This window comes from Streptomyces callyspongiae (assembly GCF_047200695.1).
GTDB lineage: Bacteria > Actinomycetota > Actinomycetes > Streptomycetales > Streptomycetaceae > Streptomyces.
The window spans coordinates 111,695-125,180 of the sequence record NZ_JBJZOM010000015.1 but is presented as its reverse complement, the minus strand read 5'-3'; the positions used below and the strand labels follow the sequence as shown (position 1 = coordinate 125,180).

General features: G+C 74.1%; 13 protein-coding genes and 1 pseudogene. 8 read left to right on the top strand and 6 right to left on the bottom strand.

From position 1 onward, the window contains the following. Positions 1–306, bottom strand: a pseudogene (locus ACL06G_RS16320) (hypothetical protein); the annotation flags it as partial. A gap of 281 nt (positions 307–587) precedes the next feature. Between ACL06G_RS16320 and ACL06G_RS16315 the strand changes: the two are divergent. Further along, a complete protein-coding gene (locus tag ACL06G_RS16315; RefSeq protein ID WP_412786165.1) occupies positions 588–2,237 on the top strand; it encodes a DNA repair helicase XPB in 1,650 nt (549 codons plus the stop codon). A gap of 17 nt (positions 2,238–2,254) precedes the next feature. Here the strand turns inward: ACL06G_RS16315 and ACL06G_RS16310 are convergent, their stop codons facing one another. Then, positions 2,255–2,488, bottom strand: coding sequence for a hypothetical protein (locus ACL06G_RS16310; RefSeq protein ID WP_412836219.1), 234 nt, complete (start codon positions 2,486–2,488; stop codon positions 2,255–2,257). A gap of 333 nt (positions 2,489–2,821) precedes the next feature. Here ACL06G_RS16310 and ACL06G_RS16305 point away from each other — a divergent pair, with 333 nt between their 5' ends. Further along, positions 2,822–4,966, top strand: a complete 2,145-nt coding sequence (locus tag ACL06G_RS16305) for a HelD family protein (RefSeq protein WP_412836218.1) — start codon at positions 2,822–2,824, stop codon at positions 4,964–4,966. On the opposite strand, the gene ACL06G_RS16300 is transcribed toward ACL06G_RS16305, so the two are convergent. Beyond that, positions 4,953–5,594 (bottom strand): DUF4230 domain-containing protein, encoded by a 642-nt coding sequence (locus ACL06G_RS16300; protein WP_412786168.1) that lies wholly within the window; start codon positions 5,592–5,594, stop codon positions 4,953–4,955. The genes ACL06G_RS16305 and ACL06G_RS16300 overlap by 14 nt on opposite strands. Before the next feature lie 206 nt (positions 5,595–5,800). Here ACL06G_RS16300 and ACL06G_RS16295 point away from each other — a divergent pair, with 206 nt between their 5' ends. The 4 genes from ACL06G_RS16295 to ACL06G_RS16280 all read left to right on the top strand — a co-directional run bounded on the left by ACL06G_RS16295 (position 5,801) and on the right by ACL06G_RS16280 (position 9,725). Continuing rightward, a complete protein-coding gene (locus tag ACL06G_RS16295; RefSeq protein WP_412786169.1) occupies positions 5,801–6,499 on the top strand; it encodes an HD domain-containing protein in 699 nt (232 codons plus the stop codon). Positions 6,500–6,588: 89 nt separating this feature from the next. Beyond that, positions 6,589–7,698, top strand: a complete 1,110-nt coding sequence (locus tag ACL06G_RS16290; RefSeq protein WP_412836217.1) for a PP2C family protein-serine/threonine phosphatase — start codon at positions 6,589–6,591, stop codon at positions 7,696–7,698. 56 nt (positions 7,699–7,754) lie between these two features. After that, positions 7,755–8,318, top strand: coding sequence for a TIGR03086 family metal-binding protein (locus tag ACL06G_RS16285; RefSeq protein WP_412786171.1), 564 nt, complete (start codon positions 7,755–7,757; stop codon positions 8,316–8,318). 171 nt (positions 8,319–8,489) lie between these two features. Beyond that, on the top strand, positions 8,490–9,725 hold the full coding sequence (locus ACL06G_RS16280) for a Cmx/CmrA family chloramphenicol efflux MFS transporter (RefSeq protein WP_412836222.1): 1,236 nt from the start codon (positions 8,490–8,492) through the stop codon (positions 9,723–9,725). 38 nt (positions 9,726–9,763) lie between these two features. On the opposite strand, the gene ACL06G_RS16275 is transcribed toward ACL06G_RS16280, so the two are convergent. Both ACL06G_RS16275 and ACL06G_RS16270 read right to left on the bottom strand, forming a co-directional pair. Beyond that, entirely contained in the window at positions 9,764–10,033 is a 270-nt protein-coding gene (locus ACL06G_RS16275) for a DUF4031 domain-containing protein (RefSeq protein WP_412786172.1), read from the bottom strand. Beyond that, the gene (locus ACL06G_RS16270) at positions 10,030–10,416 is read right to left on the bottom strand and encodes a DUF8819 family protein (RefSeq protein ID WP_412786173.1); all 387 of its coding nucleotides are present in this window, start codon (positions 10,414–10,416) and stop codon (positions 10,030–10,032) included. Before ACL06G_RS16270 ends, ACL06G_RS16275 begins: the two co-directional genes overlap by 4 nt. Before the next feature lie 103 nt (positions 10,417–10,519). On the opposite strand from ACL06G_RS16270, the gene ACL06G_RS16265 reads away from it, so the two are divergent. Together ACL06G_RS16265 and murQ are read left to right on the top strand one after the other, a co-directional pair. Then, entirely contained in the window at positions 10,520–11,470 is a 951-nt protein-coding gene (locus tag ACL06G_RS16265; RefSeq protein WP_412786174.1) for a MurR/RpiR family transcriptional regulator, read from the top strand. Between the two features lie 41 nt (positions 11,471–11,511). Beyond that, positions 11,512–12,477 carry an N-acetylmuramic acid 6-phosphate etherase gene (murQ, locus tag ACL06G_RS16260; RefSeq protein WP_412786175.1) on the top strand — a complete coding sequence of 322 codons (966 nt, stop codon included), beginning with the start codon at positions 11,512–11,514 and terminating at the stop codon, positions 12,475–12,477. On the opposite strand, the gene ACL06G_RS16255 is transcribed toward murQ, so the two are convergent. Further along, a complete protein-coding gene (locus ACL06G_RS16255; RefSeq protein WP_412786176.1) occupies positions 12,478–13,443 on the bottom strand; it encodes a YihY/virulence factor BrkB family protein in 966 nt (321 codons plus the stop codon). Positions 13,444–13,486: the final 43 nt, after the last annotated feature.

The following is a 13,486-nucleotide window of genomic DNA, read 5'->3' as shown; positions in this document are numbered from 1 at the left end:
CGGCACCGGCAGCAGCGGCGCGTAGCGCCACATGGTGTCCGGCCCCGCCTCGATCCGCGCGCGGAGGCCCTCGGGGTCGCCGGTCGGGAGGTCGTAGGCGACCTCCAGCGGCCCGAAACACACCTCGCAGGCGAAGACCGGTCCCAGCGGGTTGCGCGCCCCGCACTCGCGGCAGGACAGAGCTGCGGCGGGACCGAGCGGAGCGGTGGCGGCTGACTTCTCAGGAGCAGATCGCGGCCCCGAGCGCCGCCCCGAGCACCGATCCGGCACCGCCGGATCCCCTGCCGGAGGCCGCCGGAACCGCATCGGCACGCCGGCCGCGGGGGCGCCCGCGGCCGCTGCACCGCCCCGCCGCCCGGGGGGGGGGGTGTGGGGGGGTGGGCGGCGGGCGGTGGTGGCCGGGGGGGGGGTGTGCCGCGGGGGGGGGGGGGGGGGCCCCCCGCCCCCGCCTCCGGATGGGGGCCGCAGGGACTGTTGGCCCCAGAACTGGCAGAGAAGACGTTCCTCCGCACGATGCGGGACACTGGGGGGCGGCCACCGCCCGCAACCGGTGGACCGGACCAGCCGCCCCCGGAGGGAGACCGCCTGTGAACGGGCCGCTCATCGTGCAGAGCGACAAGACTCTGCTGCTCGAGGTCGACCACGAGCAGGCGGACGCCTGCCGCCGAGCCATCGCGCCGTTCGCGGAACTGGAGCGGGCCCCCGAACACGTCCACACCTATCGGGTGACGCCGCTCGGACTGTGGAACGCCCGCGCCGCCGGCCACGACGCCGAGCAGGTGGTCGACGCCCTCGTCGAGTTCTCCCGCTACCCCGTGCCGCACGCCCTGCTGGTGGACGTGGCGGAGACCATGTCCCGCTACGGCCGCCTCCAGCTGGTCAAGCACCCCACCCACGGGCTGGTGCTCGAGAGCGCCGACCGGCCGGTGCTGGAGGAGGTGCTGCGCTCCAGGAAGATCCAGCCGCTGGTCGGAGCACGCATCGACCCGGACTCCGTGGTGGTCCACCCCTCGGAACGCGGCCAGATCAAGCAGGTGCTCCTCAAGCTCGGCTGGCCCGCCGAGGACCTGGCCGGGTACGTCGACGGCGAGGCCCACCCGATCGCGCTGGAGCAGGACGGCTGGGCGCTGCGCCCCTACCAGGAGCAGGCGGTGGAGGGCTTCTGGCACGGCGGGTCCGGCGTCGTGGTGCTGCCCTGCGGAGCGGGGAAGACGCTGGTGGGCGCGGGAGCCATGGCCCGGGCACAGGCGACCACGCTGATCCTGGTGACGAACACCGTGTCGGCCCGCCAGTGGAAGCACGAACTGGTGCGCCGCACCTCCCTCACCGAGGAGGAGATCGGCGAGTACAGCGGCGCCAGGAAGGAGATCCGCCCGGTCACCATCGCGACCTACCAGGTGCTGACGACCCGGCGGAAGGGCGTCTACCCGCACCTGGAGCTGTTCGACTCCCGGGACTGGGGACTGATCGTCTACGACGAGGTGCACCTGCTGCCCGCCCCGGTGTTCAAGTTCACCGCCGATCTCCAGGCCCGGCGCCGCCTGGGCCTGACCGCGACCCTGGTACGGGAGGACGGGCGCGAGACGGACGTCTTCTCGCTGATCGGGCCGAAGCGGTTCGACGCGCCCTGGAAGGAGATCGAGGCGCAGGGCTACATCGCCCCGGCGGACTGTGTCGAGGTGCGGGTCAACCTCACGGACTCCGAACGGCTCGCCTACGCGACGGCGGAGACCGAGGAGAAGTACCGCTTCTGCGCCACGACGGGCTCCAAGCAGCGCGTGACCGAGGAACTCGTACGGCGCCACGAGGGGCAGCAGACCCTCGTGATCGGCCAGTACATCGACCAGCTGGACGAGCTCGGTGCCCACATCGGGGCCCCCGTGATCAAGGGCGACACCGGCAACGCGCAGCGCGAGAAACTGTTCGAGGCCTTCCGGCAGGGCGAACTGAGCGTGCTCGTGGTGTCGAAGGTGGCCAACTTCTCCGTCGACCTCCCGGAGGCCACCGTGGCCATCCAGGTGTCGGGCACGTTCGGCTCCCGGCAGGAGGAGGCGCAGCGTCTCGGCCGGGTGCTGCGCCCCAAGGCGGACGGGCACGAGGCGCGCTTCTACTCGGTGGTCGCCCGCGACACCCTCGATCAGGACTTCGCCGCGCACCGGCAGCGGTTCCTCGCGGAGCAGGGCTACGCCTATCGCATCGTGGACTCGATGGAGCTGCTGGCCGGCGACGACGTCTGAGGCCGGTCGGCGCCCGGTCAGTCCGGCTGCGGCTCCGGCTGCTCGGCGCGGGCCGGGCGTCCCTCGTGGTCGCCGAGGACGACGACGTCGAAGGCGGTCCCCACGAAGACCTTCGCGACGCGCAGGGTGTCGCCGACCACGTGCCGCCGGTGACGGCTCGGGCGTCCCGCCGCGTCCGTACCCAGCGCCGTGGCGCCGTGCCCGGGGCGTTGGCCCGGGACCCGGCTGCCGCTGCGAGGTGCGGTGCTCATGCCTCCAGCATGCGGGGGCCGGCCGCTTCGGGAACCGGCCGAAAGTCCCTTCCTCACGCGGGAGGCGCGTCGCGGAAAAGCGTTCGCCGTGCCGGGGAGCGGAGTCTAGAATGCCGCTTCTGCCGCCTCTCCGCTCGCACGGGAGGCTCTCCGGCCGTTCGGAAACCGGTCGGCGCCCCGCCCACGCCCACCGCGTACGCACGTGCCCGCGCACGGCCTGCGGCGTGCGGCCCGAGCCGCCTCCCGGTGCCCGGTCTCCGCACGTCCGCGCCGTCGCGCCGCGCCGCACACCGTCGCGCACAGGCAGCCCGATCGCACCGGAGGAACCGAGCCGTGTCCGCGCACGCCCCGCAGAACGCCGCAGCCACCCCCGCCCCCGCACCGTCCGATCCGCCGGATCCGCTGGCCCGTGAGCGGGGGCACCTGGCGGCGTCCCGGGCCGCGCTGCGGGCGATGCGGGCGGACACCGAGGCGCTGGACATCCGGGACGTCACGGCGAACTGGGTGAACGCCGAGGTGCTGCAGGCGCAGATCCAGGACCGCATCGCCTCCCTCGCGGACCTGGCCGGCACCCCGCTGTTCTTCGGCCGCCTCGACTACGCGCACCCGGACGGCGGCTCGGCGCCCGCCTCGGTCCACGCGGGGCACTCCTTCCACATCGGCCGCCGCCACGTGCACGACGCCGAGGGCGACCCGATGGTCGTGGACTGGCGGGCTCCGGTGTCGCAGCCGTTCTACCGGGCCTCGCGCAAGGACCCGCAGGACGTCGCGCTCCGCCGCCGCTTCGGCTGCACCGGCGGTGAGCTCACCGCCTACGAGGACGAGCACCTCACCGACCCGGACGAGGCGGTGATCTCCGGTTCCGCGGGGGATGTGCCCACCAGTGCGCTGCTGCAGCGGGAGATCGAGAAGCCGCGCGTGGGGCCGATGCGGGACATCGTCGCGACGATCCAGCCGGAGCAGGACGCGATCGTGCGCTCCGGCGTGGAGGGGACGGTGTGCGTGCAGGGAGCACCGGGCACCGGGAAGACGGCCGTCGGCCTGCATCGGGTGGCGTACCTGCTCTACACGCACCGCGAGCGGCTCGCCCGCACCGGGACCCTGGTGGTCGGTCCGAACCGGTCCTTCCTGCACTATATCGAGCAGGTGCTGCCCGCTCTCGGTGAACTCCAGGTCGGTCAGGCGACGGTGGACGCCCTGGTCGAGGCCGTTGCCGGACGCTTCGGGGTGCGGGTGAAGTCCTCCGATTCCGCGGACGCGGCCCGGGTCAAGGGCGATGCCCGGATGGCGCAGGTGTTGCGGCGCGCCGTCCGGGCAGGTGTGACGCCTCCGTCCGAGCCGTGCATGGTGGTGCGCGGGTCGCGGCGCTGGCGCATTCCGGCGCACGAACTCCAGGAGATTGTCGAAGAGTTGCTGTCGCGCGACATCCGCTACGGCGCCGCGCGGGAGGCGCTGCCGCAGCGCATCGCGCACGCCGTGCTGGTGCGCATGGAGCGTGCCGGCGAGGCCCCGGACGACCGGGTGCAGGACGCCGTCGCACGGAACGCCGCGGTCAAGGCAGTGGTGAAGTCCGCCTGGCCCGCGGTCGATCCGGCCAAGCTCGTGCTGCGGCTGCTGTCCGACGCGGAGTTCCTGGCCGCGCACGCCGAGGGGCTGCTGGACGCCGCGGAGCAGAGGGCGGTGCTGTGGGCGAAACCGGCCCGGGGTGTGAAGTCCGCTCCGTGGTCGGCGGCCGACGCCACGCTGGTGGACGAGGCGGCCGACCTGATCTCCCGCACGCCGTCCCTGGGACACGTCGTGCTGGACGAGGCGCAGGACCTCTCCCCCATGCAGTACCGGGCGGTGGGCCGCCGCTGCACCACGGGGTCGGCGACGGTGCTGGGGGACCTCGCGCAGGGCACCACCCCCTGGGCCACGGGCAGTTGGCAGGAGGCCCTCACCCATCTGGGCAAGGACGGTGCGCACCTGGAAGAGCTCACGCAGGGCTTCCGCGTACCGCGCGACGTGATCGCGTACGCCTCCCGCCTGCTGCCCGCCATCGCGCCCGGCCTGACGGAGGCCACGTCCGTGCGGGAATCGCCCGGGGACTTCGCGGTGCGGGCGGTCGCCCCAGCGGAGCTGACGCGCGCCGTGCGGGTGGCCTGCCTCGAGGCGCTGGAGCGGGAGGGGTCGATCGGGTTGATCGCGGCGGACGCCCGGGTGCCGGAACTGGCGGCGGCGCTGCGGGAGGCCGGGCTGCCGTACCTCGCGCCCGGCGAGGAGACCACGGCCCGGTCGCGCCTCACGCTGGTTCCGGGCACGCTCGCGAAGGGCCTGGAGTACGACCACGTGGTCCTGGACGAACCGGCCGCGCTCGTGGCCGGCGAGCCGGACCGGCGCACCGGCCTGCGGCGTCTCTACGTCTGCCTGACGCGCGCCGTTTCGGGACTGACCGTGGTGCACGCCGCGGATCTTCCCCCGGAGCTCACCGGTACCTGACGGTGATGCGCTCGAACCCGAGGGAGCGCAGGAGCTGTTCGAGCATGCGCGTGGTGTTCTCCTCGGCGCGGGAACGCAGCCCGCTCTCCTCGGCCGCCTCGGCGATGTGCCGCACGGCGGCCCGGCGCACCTGCCGCTCGTCGCCCGGGTTGTCGGAGAACCAGTCGCCGTACCGGTCGAGGAGCCCGCGTTCCCGCGACACGACGTGCGAACGGTTCACGTTCAGTGCGGGCTTTTCCAAGTGGGCGTGCGGGAGGGTCAGTGTCGCCTCGGTGCGGGCGTCGTCGACCTTCACCGCCTTCCGCTTCAGGTCGCCCAGGTCGACGTAGGCACCGACGCTCCCGTCGCCCACGAACAGGACGCGCTCACCGAGCAGGGCATCGGGCAGGTACGCCGCGTCCTTGTCGATGTCGACCACGACCTGGAAGTTGCCCGAGGCCGCCTCGTAGCGGCTCATGTTGCGGATGGAGGTGAGCAGCGTCGGACCGGTGCGGTCCTCGGTGTCGGTCGCGAGGGGGTTCGACAGCCCCGGTAGGAGGTGCAGGCGCCCGGCTGCGGCGAGCAGGGCGGCGAGGACCACGAGAGCGAGGGGTGCCGAGATCCACCACGGGAGTCGTACGGCCCGCACGGTTCACCTCCGGTAGGGAGTCGGGGGAGCGCGGTTGACGGCCCGCCTTCACTGCTTCCCCGCCGGAGGGAACCTGAACTCCCCTGCCGCCGGACGTGTTTCGGAACTCGGCGACGGACGGGAGCAGCGCCGGGGCGGCGGGCCGCCGGGACCGCCGCCGGGCGGAGGACGGCGCACGGGCCCGCACCGCGCGGCACACTGTGGACATGCCTTCCCCGATCCCGTACCGGCCGGAGCCGCACCGGGCGCCCGCACCCGATCGGAACGCGCTGCTCGCCCGCTGGGAAGCACTGCTGGTGCGCGGTCGCGGCGGCGCAGCGGAACCGGACCCGCTGCCCTTCGGGCGAGCGCTCCTGGAGCGCTGGGACGAGCCGCAGCGGCACTACCACACGCTGCGCCACCTCACCGCCGTGCTGGACCGGGTGGACGAGCTGTCGGCTCACGCCGAGGACGCGGACGCGGTGCGGCTCGCCGCCTGGTTCCACGACGCCGTGTACCGGCCGGACCGCAACGAGAACGAGGAGCGCAGCGCGCAACTCGCCGAGCGGGCCCTGCCGGAGGCGGGCGTCCCGGACCGGACGACGGCGGAGGCCGCCCGACTGGTGCGGCTGACCGCCTCCCACGCCCCCGGCGAGGGGGACGCGAACGGGGAGACGCTGTGCGACGCCGACCTGGCGGTGCTGGGCGGCTCGCCGGAGGAGTACGCCCACTACGCGGCCTCGGTGCGCCGGGAGTACGGGTTCGTCCCGGACCCGGCCTTCCGCGAAGGGCGCGCCGCCGTGCTGCGTGGGCTGCTCGACATGCCCGCGCTGTTCCGCACCCCGCGCGGCCGCGCGCGCTGGGAGCGTGCGGCACGGCGCAACATGCGCGGCGAACTGGACCTTCTGAGCGTAGGGCCCCGGTAGCGTTCGCGGCCCCGGCAGGGTCTGCCGGCACATGTCCCGCCGGACCCGCACCGCCTCACATGCGGACATTCCTCCTTATAGTGTGACGCGTGTATCTCACGCGGTCCTGGCAGCGTCGGGGTCCGGCAGCAGTCGATGTGCCGTGGCTCCTCCTCAGCCTGCTGGTGACCTCCGCCGTGGCAGCGGCGGATGCGCTGCTGCCACCGGAGCCGGTGCTCTCCGGCCTGCTGGTCGTCGGCCCGGCGGTCGCCTGCGCCCGCCTCGACATCCGGCGGACCTCCCTGGTCTGCGGCTACGCGCTGCTGCTCGCCCTCGGCCTGGGCTTCCTGAACGACCGCATCGGCAGCGTCGACCACATGCTGCGGCTGGCCGTGCTCCTCATCGGTTCCGGCCTGACGCTCTTCCTCGCGCACAGCCGGACCATCCGCGAGGAGTCCCTGGCCACCGTTGCCCGCATGGCCCAGCACGCGATCCTGCAGCCCTTCTCCGCCCGCGTCGGCGGTGTGGACATCGCGATCAGGTACCGGTCGGCGGATCGGGACGCGCTGGTGGGCGGAGACCTGTTCGACGTGGCGAACACCGCCTACGGCGTCCGGGTCCTCATCGGCGACGCCCGCGGAAAAGGCCTGTCGTCCACCGTCACCGCCGCCGCGGCCCTGCGGGCCTTCCGCAACGCCGCGTACACCGAGCCGACGGCGGCAGCGGTGACCGGCAGCGTGGCCGCGGCCCTCACCGGCAGGCTCCCGGGCGAGGACTTCGTCACCGCGGCGGTCGCGGAGTTCACCCACGACCGTGCCACCGTCGTCAACCACGGACACCACGCACCGGTGCTGCTCGGGCAGCGGCAGCCGGAGTTCCTCCTGCCGCCCGACACCGTACCCCCGCTCGGCCTGGGGCTGGACGGCGACCCGGAACCGCGCCGGCTGCGGCTGGCACCGGGTGAGGCGGTCCTGCTGTACACCGACGGGCTGGCCGAGGCGCGCGACGACGCGGGGGAGATGTTCGACGTCCTCGCCGGCTGCGGGAAGGTCCCGCCGGACACGGCGCCGGACCGGGCGCTGGACCTGCTCCTCCAGCAGCTGGACGCCCACACGGGCGGCGAGCGGGACGACGACGTCGCCCTCGTGCTGTGCCGGCCCGTACTGGAGGAGCCGCCGGAGGACCCCGCCACCGGCCCCCGCGCGGCCGGGGAGCGGTGACCGGGCCCGACCGCTCCGCACTGCGGAGCCCCGCCCCCCGTGCGCACCATGGAGCCATGGAACTCATCGACGCGTTCGACACCGCCTACGCCGACTGGGACCGGCTGGTGCACCGCATCGGCGCGGGGCAGTGGCACGCACCGACCCCCTGCGCCGACTGGAGCGTCCGTGACCTGGTCAACCATCTCACCGCGGAGCACCTGTGGGCGCCGGAGCTGCTGGGCGGAGCCACCCTCGACGAGGTCGGCGACCGCTTCGAGGGGGACGTGCTCGGCGACCGGCCGGTGACCGCCTGGGAGGCGGCGGGTGTGGCCTCCCGGGAGGCGTTCCACCGCCCCGGAGCACTCGACGGCCGGGTCCACGTCACGGGCGGCCGGGAATCGGCCGCGTCGTACGCCTGGCAGATGACGAGCGACCTGGCGGTCCACGGCTGGGACCTCGCCCGCGGCATCGGCGACACCTCGCGCATGCCCGACGAGCTGGCGACCGAGCTGCTGGAGCGGGTGCGGCCCGTCGTGGGGGCGCAGGGCATCCCGGGCATCTTCGCGCCTCCCGTGGCGGTCGCCGACACGGCCTCCCCGCAGGATCGGCTGGTGGCCCTGCTGGGCCGCACGCCCTGACCCTGCCCCGTCCGTCCCCGGGCCGTCGCGGGTCCCGTCCGCTGCCGGGCGGGGAAACCACCGGCCGCGGCGACCACCGCGTGGCGCTGGACACACCGGGAATGGCACTGCCCCGACCCGTGGTTGGCATCTGACATGCCCGACGACGCACCCGCTTCCCGCACCGCCCGCATGCCGCCCGCCGTCCTCGTCCTCGGGCTCTCCGTCTTCGCCCTCGGCACCTCGGAGTTCATGCTCTCCGGGCTCCTCGAACCGCTCGCCCGGGACATGGACGTCTCCATCCCGCAGGCCGGGCTGCTCGTGTCGGCCTTCGCCGTCGGCATGGTGGTCGGCGCCCCGCTGCTCGCCGCGGCCACGCTGCGGCTGCCGCGTCGCACGACGCTGATCGCCCTGCTCGCCGTCTTCGGGCTCGGCCAGGTCGCGGGCGCGCTGGCGCCCTCCTACGACGTGCTGTTCGCCTCGCGGGTGGTGAGCGCGCTGGCCTGCGCGGGTTTCTGGGCGGTCGGTGCCGCCGTCGCGATGTCCCTGGTCCCCGTGCACGCCCGGGCCCGTGCCATGGCGGTGATGGTCGGCGGCATCAGCGTGGCGAACATCGTCGGCGTCCCGGCCGGCGCCTTCCTGGGGCAGAGCGCCGGATGGCGGTCGGCGTTCTGGGCGGTCGCCGCGTTGTCGGCCGTCGGCCTGGTCGGCGTGGTGACGACGGTGCCGCGCACCGAGCCGCCCACCGGAGACGAGACGCCTCGCCTCCGCCGCGAGCTGCGGATCTACCGCGACCGGCAGGTGTGGATCACTCTCACCACCATCGCGCTGACCGCTGCGGCCGGCTTCGCCGTCTTCTCCTACCTCTCGCCCCTGCTGACGCGCACGGCGGGACTCGAGGAGAGGTGGGTCCCCTGGGTGCTGGCGCTGTTCGGCCTCGGTGCGCTGCTCGGCACCTGGCTCGGCGGCCGCCTCGCCGACACCCACCTGTTCGGCACGATGTACGCGGGCATGTCCGCCGCCACGGTCGTCCTGGGGGTGCTCGCCCTGGTGGCGCACAGCCCGTCGGCGGCGGTCGCCCTGGCCTTCCTGCTGGGCCTGGCGGTCTTCACCGCCGCACCGGCGCTCAACGCCCGCATGTTCGAGGTCGCGGACGCCGCCCCCACACTGGCCGGCGCCACCACCACGGCCTCCTTCAACATCGGCAACACGCTGGGCCCCTGGCTGGGCGGCCTGGTCATCGGCGCAGGCTGGGGCTTCACCGCAGTGGCGTGGACGGGGGCGGCGCTGGCGGCCGGCGCCCTGCTCGCCGCGGTGACGGCCGCCCGGGTGAGCCGCCGTCCAGCGGCAGCCGGCGGCACCGGTGCCGCACGGTACGGGTCCGGCGCGTCCGCGGACCGTGAGGCGGCGGATGTCACCTCCCGCTGAACCGGGGCACCGCCCGCACCGCCGCGGCCGCGGCGGTGTCAGGCCGGGCCCGCCCGGCGTGCGCGACGCAGGCCGGCTCCCTTCAGGCGGGTGAGCAGCTCCTTGCTCCCGACCTCCACCGCGCCGAGCCGCACGGCCGCCGCGTACCGCTCGGCCGGCACGTCGTAGTGGTCCCTGTCGAAAGCGCGCCGGGGGCAGCCGATGGCGGCGGCGAACTCGTGGAGTTCCTCGTAGTCGACGTCGCTCACCAGGTGGGACCACATGCGGCCGTGTCCCGGCCATACGGGCGGGTCGATGTAGACCGTCACGGACGTCGGCCCAGCGATCCCACCCGGGCGACGGCGGTGGACGTCTTGCCGCAGACCCAGTGGGGGCTTTCGCCGAGCGGGGGTTCCACTTCGAGCGCGTGCAGGTCGGAGCCGCCGCACACCGGGCACAGCGGCCAGCGGCCGTAGCGGTCCAGCAGGGCGTCCTGGACGTCCTGCGCGACCAGTCCGTCCACGAAAGCGATGCCTTCCGGCCACTGCTCCACCCACCAGCGGCGGTGCGCCACCGCGTCCTCGACCAGCGAGACGACGTCCGCGTGAGCGACGTCCCCGGCCGTCAGGTCGGCGAGGACGAGCGCACGCGCGGCGTGCAGAGCCTGTTCGAGGGATTGCGCCTGTGGCGGTTGCTGCTGTGGTCCGTCCATGTCCATGCCTCCGATGAGACCAAAGGTTCCCCTTCCGTGTCGGCCCGAACCGAGCGGTGCCCGCCCTCTTGACCCGCAACCGCGATGAAAATACCTTTCTTCTGTGACGCACATCGTGAAGGAAAGTTTCTCCGAGGTGAGGGGCGGCAGACCGGGCGCCGGGCAGCCCCCCGGCCCCCCGGGTCCGGGCGCACTCGCGGCGAAGGTGCGGACCATGGCGCCCTCCATGACCCGTTCCATGCAGCGTGTCGCCGAGACGGTCGCGCACGACCCCGCCGGATGCTCCCGGCTGACCGTCACCGGCCTCGCCGAACGCACCGGCACCAGCGAGGCGACCGTCGTCCGCACCTCCCGGCTGCTGGGCTACCCGGGGTACCGCGACCTGCGGCTGGCGCTCGCGGGCCTCGCGGCCCAGCAGGAGTCCGGCGCCGCACCCGCGGTGACGGCCGACATAGCCGTCGACGACCCGATCGCGGACGTCGTCACGAAGCTGGCGCACGACGAGCAGCAGACCCTCGCCGACACCGCGGCCGGACTGGACACCGGCCAGGTCGAGGCGGCCGTGGGGGCACTGGCCGCCGCCCGCCGCGTCGACATCTACGGCTGCGGCGCCTCCTCACTGGTCGGCCAGGACCTCGCCCAGAAGCTGCTGCGCATCGGCAAGGTGGCGCACGCCCACGCCGACCCGCACCTGGCGGTGACCAACGCCGTGCAACTGCGTGCGGGAGACGTCGCACTGGCCATCACGCACTCGGGCCGCACGGTCGACGTGATCGAGCCGCTGCGGGTCGCCTTCGACCACGGCGCCACCACCGTCGCCCTCACCGGCCGCCCCGACGGGGAGGTCGCCCAGTACGCCGACCACGTGCTGACCACGTCCACGGCCCGCGAGAGCGAGCTGCGACCGGCGGCGATGTCCAGCCGCACCAGCCAGCTGCTCGTCGTCGACATCCTCTTCATCGGTGTCGCCCAGCACACGTACGAGACAGCCGCACCCGCGCTGTCCGCCTCGTACGAGGCCCTCGCGCACCGCCACACCCCCCACCACCGCTGACCTCGCGTCCGCACCGGAACGGAAAGAGCCGCACGCACGCCATGACCTCCACCGCCGACCCGTCGCACGACGGCACCTCCCGCGGTTCCCGCCAAGTGCTGGCCGCCCAGATGGAAACCCTGACCACCGAGGCGTTCCGCAGCGAACTGGCCGAGATCGACCGGCTCCCCACCGGGGAGATCGCCCGGCTGATGAACGCCGAGGACGCCGGAGTCCCCGCGGCCGTCGCCGACCGGCTCCCGGCGATCGCCGCCGCCATCGACGCCGTCGCGGAACGGATGGCGCGCGGCGGACGGCTCGTCTACGCGGGCGCCGGAACCGCGGGCCGCGTCGGCGTGGTGGACGCCAGCGAGTGCCCGCCGACCTTCAACACCACGCCGGACCAGGTCGTCGGCCTGATCGCGGGCGGCCCCTCCGCCCTGGTCACCTCCGTGGAGGGGGCCGAGGACGACAAGGAGCTCGCGGCGAGCGACCTGGACGCGCTCGCCCTCGGGCCCGACGACTCGGTCGTCGGCGTCTCGGCCTCGGGCCGCACGCCGTACGCGGTGGGCGCCGTCGAGCACGCCCGCGGGCTGGGGGCACTCACCGTCGGTCTGGCCTGCAACGCCGGTTCCGCGCTCGCCGCCGCCGCCGACCATCCCATCGAGGTGGTCGTCGGCCCCGAACTGCTGACCGGCTCGACCCGGCTCAAGGCCGGCACCGCGCAGAAGCTGGTGCTGAACATGCTCTCGACCATCACCATGATCCGTCTCGGCAAGACCTACGGGAACCTCATGGTGGACGTGCGGGCCTCCAACGAGAAGCTGCGCGCCCGCTCGCGCCGCATCGTCCGGCTGGCGACCGGCGCCGACGACGAGCGGATCACCGAAGCGCTCGCCGCCACCGACGGCGAGGTGAAGAACGCGATCCTCACGCTTCTCGGCGACGTCGACGCGGCGACGGCGCAGCGGCTGCTCACGGCCTCGGGCGGCCACCTGAGGGCTGCGCTGGAGGCCGCGCGCGAGTGATCAGGGCGGCCCGGAAGCCTCCGGCTCCTGCGGCTCCTGCGGCTCCTCGCCGGCCGGTTCCCGTGCCAGCTCGGCGTTGAACTCCAGGCCGAGCAGCACGGCGATGTTGGTGATCCAGAGCCAGACGAGGAAGACGACGATGCCCGCGAGGCTGCCGTAGGTCTCGTTGTAGCTGCCGAAGTGCGCGACATAGACGGCGAAGAGCGCCGACGCGGCGATCCCGATGAGCACCGCCAGCAGCGCCCCCGGCAGCACCTGGCGGAACGGCCGGGCCACATCGGGCGCCACCCGGTACAGCAGGGCGATGACCAGGCCGACCAGCAGCACCGCCACCGGCCACTTCGCGATGTTCCACGCCGTCACGGCCGTGTCGCCCAGGCCCAGGGCGCCGCCGACCGTCCTCGCGACGCCGCCGCTGACCACGACGGCCACGGCGACGAGGGTGAGCAGGGTGAGCACCGCGACCGTGGTGAGGAAGCGGACGGGAAGCACCTTCCACAGCGGGCGGCTCTCCCGGACGTCGTGGACCGCGTTTCCGGCCCGCATGAACGCCGCGACGTACCCGGAGGCGGACCAGAGGGCGATCAGCACGCCGAGCGCCAGGGCGAGACCCGCCCCGCCCGCCCCGCCCTCGATCTGCTCCAGCATGCTGGTGAGCACGGACTTCACCGGGCCCGGCGCCAGCCCTCCGAGCTCGTCGATCACCGACCGGACGGCCGACGTGCCCAGCAGGCCGAGGATCGACACGACCGCGATGAGGGCGGGGACGACGGCGAGGACGCCGTAGTACGTCAGCGCCGCGGCGAGGTCGGTGAGGCCGTCCTCCCGGAACTCGCGGCCGGTGCGGCGCAGCACGGCCCGCCAGGAGCGCCACCGGGGTGCCGTGCCGCTTCCCGACCGGTTCAGGGACGGGTCGGGGCGCCGGCTCTCCGGGCCCTCCCGACCGGGTTCCGTCGCATGCGCCATGGGTCTCCACTCCTCCCCCCCCCCGCGCCCTCGTGCCGGGGCG